At 72.8% G+C, this 15,949-nt stretch carries 15 protein-coding genes and 2 pseudogenes; 9 read left to right on the forward strand and 8 right to left on the reverse strand.

Features of this window, described 5'->3' with window-relative positions; all coding sequences use genetic code 11:
• Positions 1-95 precede the first annotated feature (95 nt).
• The 5 genes from ACWJ6R_RS14255 to ACWJ6R_RS14275 all read left to right on the forward strand — a co-directional run bounded on the left by ACWJ6R_RS14255 (position 96) and on the right by ACWJ6R_RS14275 (position 3,655).
• Positions 96-344: a DUF4115 domain-containing protein gene (locus tag ACWJ6R_RS14255; protein ID WP_449062678.1), complete on the forward strand. Its 249-nt coding sequence runs from the start codon at positions 96-98 to the stop codon at positions 342-344.
• A 69-nt stretch (positions 345-413) separates the two neighbouring features.
• On the forward strand, positions 414-1,823 hold the full coding sequence (rimO, locus tag ACWJ6R_RS14260) for a 30S ribosomal protein S12 methylthiotransferase RimO (RefSeq protein WP_449062679.1): 1,410 nt from the start codon (positions 414-416) through the stop codon (positions 1,821-1,823).
• A 25-nt stretch (positions 1,824-1,848) separates the two neighbouring features.
• Positions 1,849-2,460, forward strand: coding sequence for a CDP-diacylglycerol--glycerol-3-phosphate 3-phosphatidyltransferase (gene pgsA, locus ACWJ6R_RS14265; protein ID WP_449062680.1), 612 nt, complete (start codon positions 1,849-1,851; stop codon positions 2,458-2,460).
• A 118-nt stretch (positions 2,461-2,578) separates the two neighbouring features.
• Positions 2,579-3,052, forward strand: a complete 474-nt coding sequence (locus ACWJ6R_RS14270; protein WP_449062681.1) for a CinA family protein — start codon at positions 2,579-2,581, stop codon at positions 3,050-3,052.
• 207 nt (positions 3,053-3,259) lie between these two features.
• A complete protein-coding gene (locus ACWJ6R_RS14275; protein WP_068897105.1) occupies positions 3,260-3,655 on the forward strand; it encodes a helix-turn-helix domain-containing protein in 396 nt (131 codons plus the stop codon).
• A gap of 19 nt (positions 3,656-3,674) precedes the next feature.
• On the opposite strand, the gene ACWJ6R_RS14280 is transcribed toward ACWJ6R_RS14275, so the two are convergent.
• Together ACWJ6R_RS14280 and ACWJ6R_RS14285 are read right to left on the reverse strand one after the other, a co-directional pair.
• Positions 3,675-4,454: an Fpg/Nei family DNA glycosylase gene (locus ACWJ6R_RS14280; protein WP_449062682.1), complete on the reverse strand. Its 780-nt coding sequence runs from the start codon at positions 4,452-4,454 to the stop codon at positions 3,675-3,677.
• Between the two features lie 28 nt (positions 4,455-4,482).
• Positions 4,483-4,932, reverse strand: a complete 450-nt coding sequence (locus ACWJ6R_RS14285) for an RrF2 family transcriptional regulator (RefSeq protein ID WP_449062683.1) — start codon at positions 4,930-4,932, stop codon at positions 4,483-4,485.
• A 203-nt stretch (positions 4,933-5,135) separates the two neighbouring features.
• Here ACWJ6R_RS14285 and ACWJ6R_RS14290 point away from each other — a divergent pair, with 203 nt between their 5' ends.
• Positions 5,136-6,314, forward strand: a complete 1,179-nt coding sequence (locus ACWJ6R_RS14290; protein WP_449062684.1) for an ROK family protein — start codon at positions 5,136-5,138, stop codon at positions 6,312-6,314.
• A gap of 113 nt (positions 6,315-6,427) precedes the next feature.
• On the opposite strand, the gene ACWJ6R_RS14295 is transcribed toward ACWJ6R_RS14290, so the two are convergent.
• From ACWJ6R_RS14295 to ACWJ6R_RS14310, 4 genes are all read right to left on the reverse strand, one after another.
• The gene (locus tag ACWJ6R_RS14295) at positions 6,428-7,882 is read right to left on the reverse strand and encodes a glycoside hydrolase family 3 protein (RefSeq protein ID WP_449062685.1); all 1,455 of its coding nucleotides are present in this window, start codon (positions 7,880-7,882) and stop codon (positions 6,428-6,430) included.
• A 96-nt stretch (positions 7,883-7,978) separates the two neighbouring features.
• Positions 7,979-8,872: a carbohydrate ABC transporter permease gene (locus tag ACWJ6R_RS14300; protein ID WP_449062686.1), complete on the reverse strand. Its 894-nt coding sequence runs from the start codon at positions 8,870-8,872 to the stop codon at positions 7,979-7,981.
• Positions 8,869-9,882, reverse strand: coding sequence for a carbohydrate ABC transporter permease (locus ACWJ6R_RS14305; RefSeq protein WP_449062687.1), 1,014 nt, complete (start codon positions 9,880-9,882; stop codon positions 8,869-8,871). The genes ACWJ6R_RS14300 and ACWJ6R_RS14305 overlap by 4 nt, the downstream gene beginning before the upstream one ends.
• 2 nt (positions 9,883-9,884) lie before the next feature.
• Positions 9,885-11,210: an extracellular solute-binding protein gene (locus ACWJ6R_RS14310; protein WP_449062690.1), complete on the reverse strand. Its 1,326-nt coding sequence runs from the start codon at positions 11,208-11,210 to the stop codon at positions 9,885-9,887.
• 232 nt (positions 11,211-11,442) lie between these two features.
• Here ACWJ6R_RS14310 and ACWJ6R_RS14315 point away from each other — a divergent pair, with 232 nt between their 5' ends.
• Positions 11,443-12,651 carry an ROK family transcriptional regulator gene (locus ACWJ6R_RS14315; RefSeq protein WP_449062688.1) on the forward strand — a complete coding sequence of 403 codons (1,209 nt, stop codon included), beginning with the start codon at positions 11,443-11,445 and terminating at the stop codon, positions 12,649-12,651.
• A 117-nt stretch (positions 12,652-12,768) separates the two neighbouring features.
• Here the strand turns inward: ACWJ6R_RS14315 and ACWJ6R_RS14320 are convergent, their stop codons facing one another.
• Both ACWJ6R_RS14320 and ACWJ6R_RS14325 read right to left on the reverse strand, forming a co-directional pair.
• Entirely contained in the window at positions 12,769-13,593 is an 825-nt protein-coding gene (locus ACWJ6R_RS14320; RefSeq protein WP_449062691.1) for a hypothetical protein, read from the reverse strand.
• 30 nt (positions 13,594-13,623) lie between these two features.
• Positions 13,624-14,300, reverse strand: a pseudogene (locus tag ACWJ6R_RS14325) (FAD-binding protein); the annotation flags it as partial.
• Here ACWJ6R_RS14325 and ACWJ6R_RS14330 point away from each other — a divergent pair.
• Both ACWJ6R_RS14330 and ACWJ6R_RS14335 read left to right on the forward strand, forming a co-directional pair.
• Positions 14,191-15,095 (forward strand): annotated as a pseudogene (locus ACWJ6R_RS14330) (LysR family transcriptional regulator). The pseudogenes ACWJ6R_RS14325 and ACWJ6R_RS14330 sit on opposite strands and share 110 nt — an antisense overlap.
• A gap of 131 nt (positions 15,096-15,226) precedes the next feature.
• Positions 15,227-15,871 carry a M15 family metallopeptidase gene (locus ACWJ6R_RS14335; protein WP_449062689.1) on the forward strand — a complete coding sequence of 215 codons (645 nt, stop codon included), beginning with the start codon at positions 15,227-15,229 and terminating at the stop codon, positions 15,869-15,871.
• Positions 15,872-15,949: the final 78 nt, after the last annotated feature.

Below are 15,949 nucleotides of genomic sequence, written 5' to 3' on the forward strand. Positions count from 1 at the left end.
GCCTGAGACCGATTCGGTGATCGGCGCCTTCGGCGTCCTCCGCGGCCGTCGACCCGGCGCGCGGGGCGGCCTCGGTCCGGCGCGGGGAGGAGGTCGTGCTCAAGGTCAAGGCGGAGCGCTCCTCGCGGCTCAGCGTCAGGGACGCGAAGGGGCGGCGGCTTTTCTCCGGCACGCTCAAGGCCGGCAAGAGCGCGCAGTGGAAGGCGAAGGGTGGGATGAAGGTCGTCTTCGACGACGCGGGAGCGGTCCTGCTGCAGGTGAACGGCGAGGACCTGGGGGCTCCGGGCCGTTCCGGGCAGAGCGTCAAGCGCTCCTACGGCGTTCCCGAGGCCAACCCGCGGTAGATCACCGGAGTCCGGGAATGGGGGAGGTGCATCGGGTAGTGGCCAACTCCCGATACCGTAGTGTTCACCATGTCATCCCGCCGAACCGCATCGCTGATCACACTGGGCTGCGCGCGCAACGAGGTCGACTCCGAGGAGCTCGCCGCGCGGCTTGAGGCTGCCGGCTGGCAGCTGGGCGACGACGACCCCGATGTCATCGTCGTCAACACCTGTGGCTTCATCGACTCAGCGAAAAAGGACTCCATCGACACGCTGCTCGCCGCGGCCGACTCCGGGGCCAAGGTGGTCGCTGCGGGCTGCATGGCCGAGCGGTACGGCGACCAGCTCGCCGACGCCCTGCCCGAAGCGGCCGCCGTCATCTCCTTCGACGACTACACCGAGATCGGCACGCGCCTGGACGACGTGCTGGCGGGCCGGCCGCTCGTCCCGCACAGCCCGCGCGACCGCAGGACGCTGCTGCCCATCTCGCCGGTCGAGCGCGCCGCCGCCCCCAAGACCGGCATCCCGGGCCACGGCGAGCTGCCCGACGGCCTGGCCCCGGCCAGCGGTCCCCGGCCGCTGCGCAGGCGCCTGGGCGACGGGCCGGTGGCCTCGCTGAAGCTCGCCTCCGGCTGCGACCGGCGCTGCACGTTCTGCGCCATCCCGGCCTTCCGCGGCTCCTACGTCTCGCGCGCTCCCGAGGAGCTCCTCGGCGAGGCCGCCTGGCTGGCCGAGCAGGGGGTCAAGGAGCTCGTGCTGGTCAGCGAGAACTCCACCTCCTACGGCAAGGACCTCGGAGACCTGCGGGCGCTGGAGAAGCTGCTGCCGCGGATCGCCGAGGTCGAGGGGATCGAGCGGGTCCGGGTCAGCTACCTGCAGCCCGCCGAGCTCCGCCCCGGCCTGCTGGAGGCGATCGCCGGGACCGACGGCGTCGCGCCGTACTTCGACCTGTCCTTCCAGCACGCGTCCGGTCCCGTGCTGCGCCGGATGCGGCGCTTCGGCGACCCCCGGCGCTTCCTGGACCTGCTGGAGTCCGTCCGGGCCGCCGCGCCCGAGGCGGGCGTGCGCTCCAACTTCATCGTGGGCTTCCCCGGCGAGACCGAGGAGGAGTTCGGCGAGCTGGTCGACTTCCTGCAGGAGGCCAGGCTCGACGTGATCGGCGTCTTCGGCTACTCCGACGAGGAGGGCACCGAGGCGGCGGACCTGCCCGGGAAACTGGACCAGGAGACCGTCGACGCCCGCGTGGCGGCCCTCACCGAGCTGGCCGAGGAGCTCATGGCCCAGCGGGCCGAGGAGCGGATCGGCACCGAGGTGGACGTCCTCATCGAGGAGGACCTCGGCGACGGCGGCTACGAGGGCCGGGCCGCGCACCAGGGCCCCGAGGTCGACGGCTGCGTCACGGTCCAGGGCATCGGCCTGGTCCCGGGGCAGATCGTCCGGGCCGTCGTGGTCGACTCCGAGGGGGTCGACCTGATCGCCCGCATCAAGGCCGCCCCGTGAACGCGCCGCCGGGCCGGGAGAGCGTATGACCAACACGCCAGAGACCGGTACCGAAGCGACGCCGGCACCCGCGGGCCCCAGGAAGGTGAGCCTGTGGAACATCGCCAACGTCGTGACGGTGCTACGACTGGCGATGGTGCCCTTCTTCGTGGTCTGCCTCTTCCTGAACGGGACCGGCTGGAGGATCACCGCGCTGGCGGTGTTCCTGGTGGCCTCGCTCACCGACCTGCTCGACGGCGAGCTGGCCCGCCGCTACGGGCTGGTCACCGACTTCGGGAAGATCGCCGACCCCATCGCCGACAAGGCGCTGACCGGGGCCGCGCTGATCAGCCTGTCGATCCTGGGCGAGCTGCCCTGGTGGGTCACCGCGGTGATCCTGGGCAGGGAGGCCGGGGTCACCCTGCTGCGCTTCGCGGTCCTGCGGCACGGCGTCATCCCCGCCAGCTACGGCGGCAAGGTGAAGACCGCTCTGCAGATGCTCGCCATCACCTGCTACATCGTGCCGGGCGTGCCGGAGGCGGTCCGCTGGGCGGTCATGGGCGCGGCGGTCGTGGTGACCGTCGGGACCGGCCTGGACTACGTGATCAGGGCGGTCAAGCTCCGGCAGGTGGCCAAACGGGCGCGGGCCTCCTCGTGACGGCCCCGGCGACGCCTTCCGGGACGTCCTCCGCGGTGACGCCCCCGGGGCTGGTGGAGCGTCCCCCGAGACTTCCGGCGGGCCCTCCGGGACGCCGGATCCGGCGCCCGCGGCCCGGGTGATCGCGCTGCTCGCCCGCCGGGGGGAGACGGTCGCGGTGGCCGAGTCCCTGACGGCGGGTCTGATCGGCGCCGCCCTGACGGCCCCGCCCGGGGCCTCCGCCGCCTTCGTCGGCGGGGTCCTGTCGTATGCCACCGAGCTCAAGCGGCGCCTGCTGGGCGTCCCCTCCGACCTGCTGGAACGCCAGGGGGCCGTGCATCCCGAGGTCGCGGCCGCGATGGCCGCCGGGGTGCGCGAGCTCACCGGCGCGGCGTACGGCCTGGCCGCCACCGGCGTGGCCGGTCCCGACCCGCAGGACGGAAAACCGGTCGGCACCGTCCACCTGGCTGTTAGCGGCCCCGCTGGACGGGTATGGCATCGGGACCTGCACCTGAACGGGACGCGTGAGGAGATCCGGCGATGCACCGTGAACGAGGCCGTGGACCTGCTCAGGGGGGCGCTGGAGCCGAGCCCGGAGGAACATTCCGGGTGATTACCGCGTTACGTCCCCAGCGAACATGCTCACGGTGCTCTGCCGCGATGTCGGCTGATACGGGTACGGTGGAGCTGTGACTGAGGGCAGCGTCAAGCGATGATGACGGCGAGGCGAATGTACGAAGGGTCGCGTTCGAAGAACGAGCGGCACGAACCGATCGCGCGGAGCGTCGTGAAGACGTCCGCGCCGGGGAGGGAGCGACAGATGGTCCTGCTGCGTCAGCTGCTCGGTGACGTGCTGCGGCGGCTGCGGGTGCGGCAGGGTCGCACCTTGCGTGAGGTCTCCACATTGGCTCGGGTCTCCCTCGGCTATCTGTCCGAGGTGGAGCGCGGTCAGAAGGAGGCGTCTTCCGAACTGCTCGCGTCGATCTGCGGGGCCCTCGGCGTGCCGCTCTCCCAGGTGCTGCGCGAGGTCTCCGACCAGTTCGCGCTGGCCGAGCTCCAGCACGCCCCGGTGCTCGCCGACGTTCCCGAGCGGGAGCGCCTGCCGATCCCCGAGACCGTGCCGGCCTCTCTGCCGGAGGACGCGTTCGAAGGCTTCCGGGCGGTCGTCCCGCCCATCGAGCACACTCCAGACGTGAAGGACATGGTCGCCGCCTAGGCGCGGTCCGCCCGCCGGTTCAGTCCGGCTGGCAGTGCCGGCACCAGTAGATCAGCCGTTCCTGCGGCTGTGCCCCCATCTCTCCCCGGCTGACCCGGTTCCCGCAGCGCAGGCACGCCCGGCCCGCCCTGCCGTAGACCCACATGCCCCGCCCCGGACGGAGATCTCCGGTGGTCACCCGGTCCGTCCGGTCCCTGTTCGCGTCCATCAGCCGCTGCGCGACCTCCACGAGCCCCGGCACGTCGCCGAGCGCGCCCACCGGCCGCCACGGTGAGACCCCGGCCAGGAACAGCGTCTCCGCCCGGTAGATGGTGCCGATCCCGGCCAGGTTCCGCTGGTCGAGGAGGGCCTCGCCGATGCTCCGGTCAGGGCGCTCCGCCAGCCGCCGCGCCGCCTCCCGGGGATCCCAGCCGGAGCCGAGCGGATCCGGGCCGAGGTGCCCGACCACCCGGTGCTCGGCCTCGCTCCTCAGCAGGTCCACCGTGCCGAGCCGTACGCCCGCGGCCTGCCAGTCGGCGTTGGCGAGCAGCAGGCGGACCCGGTCGCCCGGGGGCGTCCGGTGGCCGGCGGGGGAGACGAGCCACTCGCCGTCCATCCGCAGGTGGGTGTGGACGGTCAGGCCGCCCTCGACGCGGGTGAGCAGGTGCTTGCCCCGGGCGGTGGTCTCCAGCACGGTCCTGCCGGTGAGATCGGCCGTGGCGTACCGGGGCACGCGGAAGTCGGAACGGGTCAGGACCCGGCCGTCGAGGGCCCGGCCGAGCCGCCCCGCGGTCCGGTGGACGACGTCACCCTCGGGCATGAGCCCAGCGTAATCGCGCGAGGGCGGGTCAGTCCCAGGCGGCGGGGTCGGCGGCGAGCTTGCGGACCCGCTCGGGGAGGGCGCCCGTGGCCACGTTCTCCAGCGTGACCTCCTCCAGGATGGCCCGCTCGCTGGCCCGCAGCGCGATCCAGACCTGCTGCAGCGACTCGGCGGGCCCGCGGTAGTCGACGTGCTCGGGGCGCTCGCCCCGCACGTGGGCCAGCGGGCCGTCCACCGCGCGGATCACGTCGGCGAGGGTGATCTCGGTGGCGGGGCGGGCCAGCACGTAGCCGCCTTCCGGGCCGCGCTGGCCTCGGACGAGCCCGGCCCGGCGCATCTGGAGGAGGATGTTCTCCAGGTACTTGGGGGGCATCTTCTGCTCCTCGGCGAGCTCGCCCACGGTGGTTGGCCCCTCACCGGCGGCGGCGAGTTCGGCGGCGGCACGCAGGGCATAGTCGACACGAGCGGAAAGGCGCATGCGATCGATTATCCCGCCTGCGGACGACCACTCATGCGTGAGGTCCTGCGGAACGAGCGCTCCCGGCGGCAGGGAGCGCTCCCACCTGTCGCCCTCCGGCACCGGCCCGCGCGCTAAACTCTCGGGAAGTCTCACCGACCATCGAATCCCCCTTCTCGCCGGCCGGAACAGCGACGGGAAACGCCGACAAAGAGAGCATGCGTATGGAGCGACGTCCTGGCGTGCCCAGGCTGCTGAGGGAGATCAACGACCGGGCCGCACTGGAACTGCTGCTCACCTCCGGCCCGCTGACGCGCGGGCAGATCGGAGAGCTCACCGGGCTGTCCAAGGTGACGGCGTCGCAGACGCTCGCCCGACTGGAGGAGCGCGGGCTGGTCGAGGCGGCCGGGGAGCAGGCCGGCGGGCGGGGGCCGAACGCGACGCTCTACGGGATCGTGCCCTCCTCCGCCTACGTCGCGGGTCTGGACGTCGGGCCGGAGTCCGTCACCACCGCCGTCGCCGACATCCGGGGCCGGATCGTCGGGGAGGTGACGGTGGCCCTCGAGGGGCACGACGACCCGGTGGCGCTCGTGCACGAGGCGGTGGTCAAGGCGTGCCGTTCGGCGAAGGTGGCGCTCTCCCGGCTGCGGGCGGTGGTGATCGGCACCCCGGGCGTCGTCGACCCGCGCACCGGTGACGTGCGCTTCTCCTTCGACCTGCCGGACTGGCACGAGGGCATCCACGAGGCGCTCGCCCGGGACCTGCGCCGCGAGGTGAAGATAGAGAACGACGTGAACCTCGTGGCCGTCGCCGAGCGGACCCTGGGCGCCGCCCGCGGCGTCGACGACTTCGTGCTGCTCTGGGTGGGCCGCGGCATCGGCCTGGGCGTCGTGCTCAACGGGCGGTTGCACCGGGGCCGTTCCGGCAGCGCGGGCGAGATCGGCTACCTGCCGGTGCCGGGCGTGCCGCTGGCCGCCGACGTGCGGGCGGTGCCCGGACGGCCGCCGTCGCTCGCGGGGGGCCTGCAGTCGCTGGTGAGCGCCGAGACGGTGGTCGGGCTGGCCGCCTCGTACGGCTTCGCCGGGCGGAGCGCGGCCGAGTGCGTGGCGGCGGCGGTCGGGGCGGGCGAGAGCGGGACGGCCCTGCTGGACGACATCGCCGGGCGGCTGGCGCTGGGCGTGGCGTCGGTCTGCGTCGTGCTCGACCCCGGCCTGGTGGTGCTCGCGGGCGAGGTCGGCCAGGCCGGAGGAGACGCGCTCACCACGCGGATCGAGGAGGCCGTGGCCCGGATCTGCCCGGTCCGGCCCCAGGTGGCGGCCAGCGAGGTGGAAGGGAACCCGGTGCTGCGCGGAGCCGTACTGGAGGCTCTGGAGCAGGCCCGCGAGGAGATCTTCGCCTCCTGACGGGAAAGCCCGGGGCGGGGACGCGCGGCCCGTGCCCGGGGAGCCGCCGGGATACGGGCCGCAAGGGTGTGCGGCGGGACCGCACAGGCCGGACAGGACGGGCTCAGGGGCGGTCAGACCCCGAGCAGTTCGGCGGCGGCCTGCGCGTTGGCCCGGGCGGCCCCGTAGGTGGCCAGGTAGGTGACGCCCGCGGGACGCCAGATCGGCAGGCCCATCTCCACCATGACGGCGTCCGGACGGGCGGCCAGCAGCGCCGAGACCACCGCCTGGCTGACCTGGTAGCGGTGGGCGTCCTTGACGACGACCACCAGGGACCGTCCGTCCGCCCGCCCCAGGATGTCCGCCACGTCCGCGGCCTCCGGCTTGACCCGGATGATCTCCGCCTGGGGGAGCCAGGGGGAGAAGCCCCACGGCACGTCGCCGACCGCGATGGTCGGCGGGGTGTCCACCTCGACCACCAGCGGGTCGACCAGGGGGGAGGCCGAGCCGGTCAGGCTGACCGCGCGCCGGGCCGCGGTCAGGCCGATCGCGTTCTCGCCGTCGGCGACCTGCCGCGGTGCGCCGAACCAGGAGCGCAGCCGGGCCACCCGCTCGGCGGCCTCCTCCAGCCGGGAGACGGGCAGCCGGCCGTCGTGGACGGCGGCGACGATCTCCTCGATGATCTTCCGGACGTCGGCCTCGGTGGGCAGCGGGCCGAGGCAGAGCAGGTCGGTCCCGGCCGCCAGGGAGAGCACCGCGCCGCCGGACAGGCCGTAGGCGTCGGTGATCGCCTTCATGTCGAGGGCGTCGGAGATCACCACACCGTCGTAGCCCAGCTCGCCCCGGAGCAGCCCGGTCAGGGCGGCGGGCGAGAGCGTGGCGGGAAGGGCGCCGGTGAGGGCCGGGACCTGGACGTGCGCGGTCATGATGGACTTGCTCCCGGCCTCGATCGCGGCGCGGAAGGGCACGAGCTCGCGCTCGCGCAGCAGTTCCAGGGAGGCGTCCACGACGGGGACCTCCAGGTGGGAGTCCTGGCGGGTGGCGCCGTGGCCGGGGAAGTGCTTGACGCAGGCGGCCACGCCCGCGGACTGCAGGCCGTGCACGGCGGCGACGGTGTGCCGGGCGACGAGTGCGGCGTCTGAGCCGAACGCGCGGGTGCCGATCACCGGGTTGTCGTCGGCGGTGTTGACGTCGGCGTCCGGCGCCATGTCCAGGTTGACGCCGCAGCGGGCCAGGTCGTCGCCGATGGAGCGGTAGACGTTCCGGGTCAGCTCGATGTCGTCGACGGCGCCGAGCGCGGCGTTGCCGGGGTAGGGACTGCCCACGTGGTAGGCGAGCCGGGTGACGTCGCCGCCCTCCTCGTCCAGCGAGATGACCGGGTCGCCGGCGGAGCGCAGGCGTGCGGTCAGCGAGGAGAGCCGGTCGGGGTCGGCGACGTTGAAGCCGAAGAGGGTGACGCCGCCGAGGCCGTTGTCCAGCTCCCGCAGGACCCACTCGGGAGCGGTGGTCCCCTGGAAGGCGACGAGCAACGTGCCGGCCGCGAGGCGGTACAGCCCCTGCTCGCCGGGACCCGCGATGAACTCGGACATGGCGCTGGAGAGCTCCTTAGACGAGGAGGGATTCGGATGCGGGCAAGGGCGGTACGGCTCGCGCCTCGTGGGCGCGAGCCGTACCGGCGCCGGGGGTCAGCCCTTGACGGCGCCCGCGACGAGGCCGGAGACCATGCGCCGCTGCACCAGGAGGAAGAAGACGATCACCGGGATGGTCATCAGGGTGGAGGCGGCCATGATCGCGCCCCAGTCCACCGACCGCTGGCTGACGAAGAACCGCAGCGCCACGGGCATGGTGTAGTTGCCCTGGTCGCTGATCAGGATCAGCGCGAACGCGAACTCGTTCCAGGCGGTGATGAACGAGAAGATGCTGGTCGCGACGAGACCGGGGGCCACCAGCGGGAACAGCACCCGCCAGAAGGTGGTGAACCGGCTCGCGCCGTCGATCCAGGCCGCCTCCTCCAGCGACTTGGGCACCGCCGCGACGAAGGTGCGCAGCATCCAGATGGCGAACGGCAGCGTCAGCGCGACGTTCACCACGATGAGGCCGAGGAGCTGGTCGTAGAGCCCGGCCCGGCGGACCATCAGGAAGAGCGGGATGAGCAGCGCCTCGGCCGGGACCATCTGCACGATGAGCAGCAGGATCAGGAAGGAGGTGCGGCCCCGGAACCGGAACCGGGCCACCGCGGTCGCGCCGAGCAGGGCGAAGACCGCGCCGATGAGCACCGTGCCGAGTGCCACGATCGCGCTGTTCATCAGGAACTGCCAGATGGAGTGCCCGGCGACGCCCTGGGTGAAGACCCGCTCGACGTGCTCGAAGGTCGGGTCGGTCGGGAACGGGATGAAGTCGGTGGTGAAGATCTGCTCGCGGCTCTTGAACGCCGTGCTCACCATCCAGTAGACGGGGAACACCGCGAACAGGAACACCGCGACGGCCGCGGCGTTGAGGCCGAACCTGCGCAGCCGCTTGCGGCTCTTGGCCTGCTGATGTCCCCGGGCGGCTTTCCGGGACATTCCGACGGCGGTCATCGCACGTCCTCCGTCTTCACGATCTGGCGGACGTAGACGGCGGTGATGATGAGCAGGATCACCGTCAGCACCACCGCGATGGCCGCGCCCATGCCCATCTTGGGCGGTGCGCTGAACGCCTGGGTGAAGGAGAACAGCGACAGGTTGAAGGCCTCGCGGTTGGAGGTTCCGCCGGCCAGGACGAACAGCTGGGTGAAGACCTTGAAGTTCCAGATCGTGGAGAGCACGATCAGCACCGAGAAGACCGGCTTCAGCAGTGGGACGGTGATCTTCCAGAAGGTGCGCCACGCGGAGGCCCCGTCCACCCGGGCCGCCTCGTAGAGCTCCGCGGAGATGCTCTTGAGCCCGGCGAGGACCGACACCGCGATGAACGGGAAGCCCGCCCAGACCACCACGAGGATGAGCACCAGGTAGATGGTGAAGGGGTCGTTGAGCCAGGGCTCGCCGGTCCAGTCGGAGCGGCCGAACAGCAGCTTGGAGAACCAGTCGGGCAGGGCGTTGAGGAGCCAGTTGATGATGCCGGACTCGGCGTCGAACATCCAGCGCCAGATGATCGCGCTGGCGATCGCCGGGGTGGCCCAGGCGGCCATGATGCCGACGACGAGGAAGGTCGACATCTTCTTGCCGAGGTTGTGCAGCAGGATCCCGACCAGGGTGCCGAGGATCAGGGTGAGCGCCACCGTGACGACGGCGAAGACGACGGTGTTGCGGAGGGAGGTCCAGAAGAGCTCCGACTCCATCAGCTTCTCGTAGTTCTCCAGCCCCACCGACTCGGCGGGCACGCCCCGGATCTGCCGCAGTCCCACGTTCTGGAAGGACATGGCGACCATCTGGTACAGCGGGTAGAGCAGCAGGCCGGCGATGACCAGCAGACCGGGCAGGAGCAACGCGTAGGGGACCGCCCAGGCGGGCATCCCGCTGGGCTTGCGCGGGGACGGGCCGCCTCGGCGCCCCCGCGCCGGGGCGGGGGAGGAGCCCCCGCCCCGGGCGATGGTTGAGGTGTCGGCCATGTCTACTGGTTCAGGATCTCTTCGAGTTCCTTGTTGGCGTCGGCCAGCGCGGTGTCGACGTCCTTCTTGCCTTCGATGACCGCGCGGGCGGCGCTCTGCAGGACCGCCTTGGTGTCGTTGGCCTCGGCCCAGTTGGTGTCGTTCGGGAAGCCCTTGGCGACCTTGAAGGTCTCGGCGAACGGGGCCTGGACCGGGTCGGCGGCGTACTCGCTCAGCGCCTTCGGGTACAGCGGCAGCAGGCCGCCGTCCTTGGCGTAGCGGGTGCCGAACTCCTCGCCCGCGGCGAGCTTGATGTACTCGGCGGCCAGCTCGGGGCTCTTGGCGTCCTTCCAGATGGCGATGTCGTTACCGCCCTGGAAGGCGGGCGCCGGGCCGCTGCCGTCCTTGGCCGGGAGCGAGAAGAAGGCCATCTGCTCGTCGCCGACCTTGCCGCCGCTCTGCTCCTTGATGGTGGTGATGTCCCAGCCGCCGGTCACGTACATGCCGACCTTGCCGTTGGCGAAGCGGGTCGCGATGTCCACCGAGTTCTGCGTCAGGGCGGACTTGCGCGAGACGCCGTGCTTGACGACGAGGTCGGTGTAGTACTGGAAGCCCTCCTTGAAGCCGGGCTCGGTCAGCTTGCCGACCCACTTGCCGCCCTCGAAGGCGGCGAAGTCGCCGCCGGCGGACCAGACGAACGGGGAGAGGGACATGTTGGCGTCGGAGCCGCCGTTGAAGGCGAAGCCGTCGACGTCCTTGCCCTTCTCCTCGACGATCTTCTTGCCGGCCGCGACGAGGTCGTCCCAGTTCTTGGGGACCTCGATGCCGAGATCCTTGAACCAGTCCTTGCGGTAGAGGACGGCGCGGGTGCCGCCGCCCCACGGAGCGGCGTAGATCTTGCCGTCCACCGTCTCGTAGCCCCACAGGTTCTGCGGGATCTGCTGGAAGTCGGGGTGGCTCTTGACGAGGTCGGTGATGTCGGTCAGGGCGTCCTGCGCGACCCAGGCGGCCACCTGGTCGTTGCCGAACTCCGTGACGTCCGGGCCCTCGCCGCCGGCGAGCGCGGCGGTCCACTTGGCCTGGGCCTCCGGCCACGGCACCCACTGGAGGTTGACGTCGGCGCCGGTGGTCTCCTTGAACTTCGCGTTCAGGTCGGCCATGAGCGCGTTCTGCTTCTCGTCCGGCGTTCCGAGACGCCACACGGTCAGCTTCTGGCCGGCGAACTTCTGGCCGCCCGCGGCGGAGGAGTCCGCCTTCGGCGCGGTGCTCTCGGCGGGCTCGCTGGAGCCGCATGCGGCAAGGCCCAGGGCCAGGGCGGCGGTGGTGGCCGTCGTAACGGCGATCTTCATGATCTTCACTTGGGGGTTCTCCCTTCCCGGCTTCGCGTCGGGGTCGCGCTTCGGGTGGCGGCGCGGTCCCCATGCCGTGCCGTACCTGGTCGAAGACGCCCTCCATACGGTCGGCGCTCTGGCATCCCGAGGCGTTCTCCTGCACTTGCCTGCGGGCTGACTGCGGCTAAACTAACAAGAAACTTTCTTAAAAGAAACGATCGTTAGCGGATCGTGACGGGGGAGGCAGACCGTGCCCAGACGTCCGGGGACACCCCGGTTGCTGCGCCAGCTCAACGACCGGGCAGCGCTCGAACTCCTGCTGTCCGGCGGCCCGCTCACCCGTGCCGAGCTGGGGGAGCGGACCGGCCTGTCCAAGGTAACCGCAGGCCAGCTCCTGTCCAGACTCCAGGAGCGGGAACTGGTCTCGGTGGTCGGCGAGCAGGCCGGGGGGCGCGGTCCCAACGCCGCACTGTACGGGGTGGTGCCCTCGTGCGCCTACGTGGCCGGCCTGGACGTGCTGCCCGACCGGATCAGCGCGGGGATCGCCGACATCACCGGAGAACTCGTCGCCGAGGTCGCCGTGGACATCCCCGCGGACCCGTCCGGGGAGCCCGGCGGGGAGCAGGACCCGGTGCGGCTGGTGCGCGGTGCCGTCCGCAAGGCCTGCGCGGCCGCCGGCATCGCCCGCTCCCGGCTGCGCTCCTTCGTGATCGGGACCAAGGGCGTCGTCGACCCCCGCAGCGGCGACGTGAGCTTCTCCCTCGACCTGCCGGCCTGGCACGGGGGCGTGCTCACCGAGCTCCGCCGGGGGCTGGGCGTCCCGGTGTCGATCGAGAACGACGTGAACCTGGCCGCCCTCGCCGAGCGCGAGTGCGGCGCGGCCTTCGGGGCGGACGACTTCGTCCTGGTCTGGGCCGGGGTCGGGCAGGGACTCGGCGTCATGCTCGGCGGGCGGCTGCACCGCGGCTTCACCGGCGGTGCCGGGGAGATCGGCTGGCTCCCGGTCCCCGGCGAGCCGCTCCCGACCGACGTGAGCGAGCCCCAGTCGGGGTCCTTCCAGCGCCTGGTCGGCGGGGACGCCATCACCGGCCTGGCGGGCGCGTACGGCCTCGGCGGCGGCGGAAGCGGCGGAAACGGCGGAAGCACAGTCGGCGAGCACGTCCGCACGGCCGTCGCCGAGGGGGCCGAGGGCTTCCTCGACGAGCTGGCGGGCCGGCTCGCGGTGGGCGTGGCGGCGGTGGCGGTGGTCCTGGATCCCGGTCTGATCGTGCTGGGCGGCGACGTCGGCAGGGCGGGCGGGCCGGCGCTGGCCTCGCGGGTGGAGGAGGCCGTGGGCCGGGTCTGCCCGACCCGGCCCAGCGTCGTGGTGACGGAGGTCGAGGGCAACCCGGTGCTCCGCGGAGCCCTGGTCTCCGCCCTCCACCAGGCCCGCGAGGAGGTGTTCTCCGACACCGTCTGAGCCCGGCCTGTGGCCTGCCCGCCGACCGCCCGCCGGGTGATCGGCGGGCGGTCGGCCGGGCGTCCGGCGGGCGGTCGAGTCGCGGGCCCGTTCCGGCCGTTACGGGGAAGCCGCTGTTCAGCCGAGGACGGGGAAGTTGCCGCGGAAGGTGCCGCGCGGGTCGTGCCGGCGCTTGACATCGCGCAGGCGGTTCAGCGCGGCCGGGGTGAAGGCGTCGGCGGCGGTCTCGCCGGGGCCGAGGAAGGTGAAGGGCTTGCGGCCGCTCACCGGAAGGACACCGGCGAGCGCGCGCTGCCTGGCGGCGACGGCCTCGGCCGTCGCCGGATCGGACGGCACGCCGAACAGGTAGAGCGCGTACGGTTCGGTCAGCGGGCCGTGCGGGCTGTCGGACGGGCGGGCGAACGCGCCGCCCAGCTGGCGTATCTGCACGCTCATCAGCGGGGCGACGGGGTCGGTCAGCAGTGTCTTGGCCGTCGCGTCGTCCAGGACGGTGAGCAGTTCGCCGCGGGAGGAGCCCGCGCTGGGGTCGGTGGGTTCGGCGGTGATGGCGCCGAGTTCGGCGACGGTCATCGTCCGCCTGCCGTCGGCGAGCGGGCGGGGGAGGCGGTCCAGCGGGCTCAGCAGGTCGCGGGCCTCGGCGGCCGCGCCGAGGTGGGTGGCGTCCACCGCGATCACCGGGTCGGAGCCGGGGAAGTGCAGCAGGTCCAGCCAGAGGGTCAGCTCGTCGGGGGCGGTGGCGGTGATCTGCCGGTACGCCTCCATCACGGCCGCGCCGTGCTCGATCGGCCACAGCACCCGCCCGCCGTACAGGTGCGGCGCGCGGTGCAGGGACAGCTCCGCGGCGGTGACGATCGCGAAGTCGCCGCCACCGCCCCGCATCGCCCAGAACAGGTCGGGATCGGTGCCGGCGGTGACGCGCCGCGCCCGCCCTTCGGCGTCCACGATGTCGAACGCGGTGACGCTGTCGGCGACCCAGCCGTGGGCGCGGCCGAACCAGCTCAGCCCGCCACCGAGGGCGACGCCGGTGACGCTGACGACCGGCGAGCTCCCGGGCAGGCCGGTCAGTCCGTACGGCGCGGCGGCCGCCTGGAGGCGGCCCGAGGACAGCCCCGCGCCGACGCGGCGCGCCGGGCGTCCGGGTCGATCTCCAGGGCGTCCAGCAGGCGGGTGCGCAGCAGGATCGCGCCGTCCAGGTCTCCGGTGGCGCCATGGCCGTTGGGCTGGGCCGAGACGGTCAGGCCGCGCGCACGGGCGAAGCGGACCAGCGCCGCGACGTCGTCGGCGTCGGCGGCTTCGACCACGGCGGGGACGGACTGCTCGACGGCCAGGTTCCAGGGACGCCGGGCCTGGTCGAAACCGTCGTCTCCGGGCAGCAGGACCCGTCCGCGGACACGGGTGCGCAGGTCGTCCAGTTTGTCGATCATTTTTTCTCCGATCCGGGCGTTCGAGCGGTTCCCACCCTCTTCCGGGGCGATCGGCCGATCAATGGGGCCCTGTGCAAGGATCGTGAAGCCTGGGTTAACGATCCGGAGGGGCGGCATGCTGGAGCGGCACGAGGTGGAGGCGTTCCTGGTTCTCGCCGAGGAACTGCACTTCGGCCGCACCGCCGACCGCCTGCACGTGTCCACCGCCCGGATCAGCCAGATCATCGCCAGGCTGGAACGCCGCGTCGGGGTTCCGCTGTTCAACCGCACCAGCCGCCGGGTGGAGCTGACCGCGGTGGGACGGCGGCTGCACGAGGAGGTCCGCCCGGCCTGGGAGCAGATCACCGCCGCGTTCGAGCGCGCGGTCGAGACCGGCCGCGGCCTGACCGGAACCCTCCGGGTCGCCTTCGTCGGCGCGGCGGGCGGGCAGCTCCTGGCCGGGGCCGCGGAACTGCTCCGCCGGCGCCGCCCCGACTGCGACGTCCTGCTCCGCGAGGCGCAGATGGCCGATCTCATGCCCTGGCTGCGTGACGGGCGCGTCGACTCGCGCTCGGCACCTTCCCCGTCGACGAACCGGACATCGCCACCGGACCGGTCCTGGTCTCCGAGCCCCGCATGCTCGCCGTGCCCTCCCGGCATCCTTTCGCCCGCCGCGCGTCGGTCTCCCTCGAAGACCTGGCCGCGGTGAAGCTGCTCCAGCTGCCGGAGACCCTGCCCGGCTCCCTGCGTGCGGACCGCACCCCGCGCACCACCCCCGGGGGGCGGCCGATCGAGCCCGGGCCGTCGGCCTCGACGTTCACCGAGATGCTCACCCTCATCGGCGCCGGCCACGGGGTCTTCCCGGTCGGCGCCCAGGCCAGGCGCTACTACGCCCGCCCCGACGTCGCCTACGTCCCCATCGGCGACGCCCCGCCGCTGCGCTGGGGGCTGCTGTGGCGGGCCGACGGCGCCACAGCCCGCGTCCGCGCCTTCGCCCAGGCCGCGCAGGACCTGGTCGGCGGGACCGCGGCCGCGACCTGACCGGTGGCCGGGAGGCCGCCGGACGGCCTCCCGGTAGCGCACGGGTCAGAGATCGGGAAAGGGCGGCCGGACGGTCTCCCGGCGGCGCACGGGTCGAAGATCGAGAAGGGGCGGGTGGGAGAATCGCGGCTATGCGCGACATCGTTCTGATCTCCGACTCCCGCGTCGCCTCGATCCCGGTCGAGGAGAACGGCGAGCCGCTGGTCGACGTGCGGGGGCGGCTGCTGGTCGACGGGCGGCCCGCCGATCCGGACGGGGCCTTCGCCCACCTCCGGCGGGGGCTGCTGCTCCGGCTGGAGGAGGCGCAGGCGCAGCTGCCCGCGGGCCACCGGCTGCTGGTGGTGGAGGGGTACCGGCCGATCGCGGCGCAGCGGCGGATCTTCGAGGACTACTCGGCATTCCTTGAGATGAAATTTCCAGACATGTCGCCTGGGTGGATCCGGTCCGCGGCGAGCCGCTACGTCTCACCCGTGGAGGTCGCCCCGCACACCGCGGGCGCGGCGGTGGACCTGACCCTGTGCACCGAGGACGGCGTCGAACTCGACCTGGGCACGCCGCTCAACGCCACCCCGGAGCAGAGCGACGGGGCGTGCTACACCGAGGCCCCCGGCCTGTCCGCCGAGGCCCGCCACCACCGCAAGCTGCTCGGCGCCGCGCTGGAGTCGGCGGGCCTGGTCAACTACCCCACCGAGTGGTGGCACTGGTCCTACGGCGACCGCTACTGGGCGATGGCGACCGGCGCCCGCGCCGCCCTCTACGGCCCCCGCCCGCTCTGACCCGGGGTTCAGCCGGGGAGCGCGGGGGCGCCAGCGCAGGGGGGAGGTCGGGGGGCGGCGGCGATCAGCCGGCCGGCG

It is taken from the genome of Planomonospora algeriensis (genome assembly GCF_977012225.1).

Excerpts from the sequence above, each read along its gene's own strand:
- rimO (WP_449062679.1), top strand. The coding sequence starts at position 414 with ATGTCATCCCGCCGAACCGCATCGCTGATCACACTGGGCTGCGCGCGC.
- pgsA (WP_449062680.1), top strand. The coding sequence starts at position 1,849 with ATGACCAACACGCCAGAGACCGGTACCGAAGCGACGCCGGCACCCGCG.
- ACWJ6R_RS14275 (WP_068897105.1), top strand. The coding sequence starts at position 3,260 with ATGGTCCTGCTGCGTCAGCTGCTCGGTGACGTGCTGCGGCGGCTGCGG.
- ACWJ6R_RS14280 (WP_449062682.1), bottom strand. The coding sequence starts at position 4,454 with ATGCCCGAGGGTGACGTCGTCCACCGGACCGCGGGGCGGCTCGGCCGG.
- ACWJ6R_RS14285 (WP_449062683.1), bottom strand. The coding sequence starts at position 4,932 with ATGCGCCTTTCCGCTCGTGTCGACTATGCCCTGCGTGCCGCCGCCGAA.
- ACWJ6R_RS14290 (WP_449062684.1), top strand. The coding sequence starts at position 5,136 with ATGGAGCGACGTCCTGGCGTGCCCAGGCTGCTGAGGGAGATCAACGAC.
- ACWJ6R_RS14295 (WP_449062685.1), bottom strand. The coding sequence starts at position 7,882 with ATGTCCGAGTTCATCGCGGGTCCCGGCGAGCAGGGGCTGTACCGCCTC.
- ACWJ6R_RS14300 (WP_449062686.1), bottom strand. The coding sequence starts at position 8,872 with ATGACCGCCGTCGGAATGTCCCGGAAAGCCGCCCGGGGACATCAGCAG.
- ACWJ6R_RS14305 (WP_449062687.1), bottom strand. The coding sequence starts at position 9,882 with ATGGCCGACACCTCAACCATCGCCCGGGGCGGGGGCTCCTCCCCCGCC.
- ACWJ6R_RS14310 (WP_449062690.1), bottom strand. The coding sequence starts at position 11,210 with ATGAAGATCGCCGTTACGACGGCCACCACCGCCGCCCTGGCCCTGGGC.
- ACWJ6R_RS14335 (WP_449062689.1), top strand. The coding sequence starts at position 15,227 with ATGCGCGACATCGTTCTGATCTCCGACTCCCGCGTCGCCTCGATCCCG.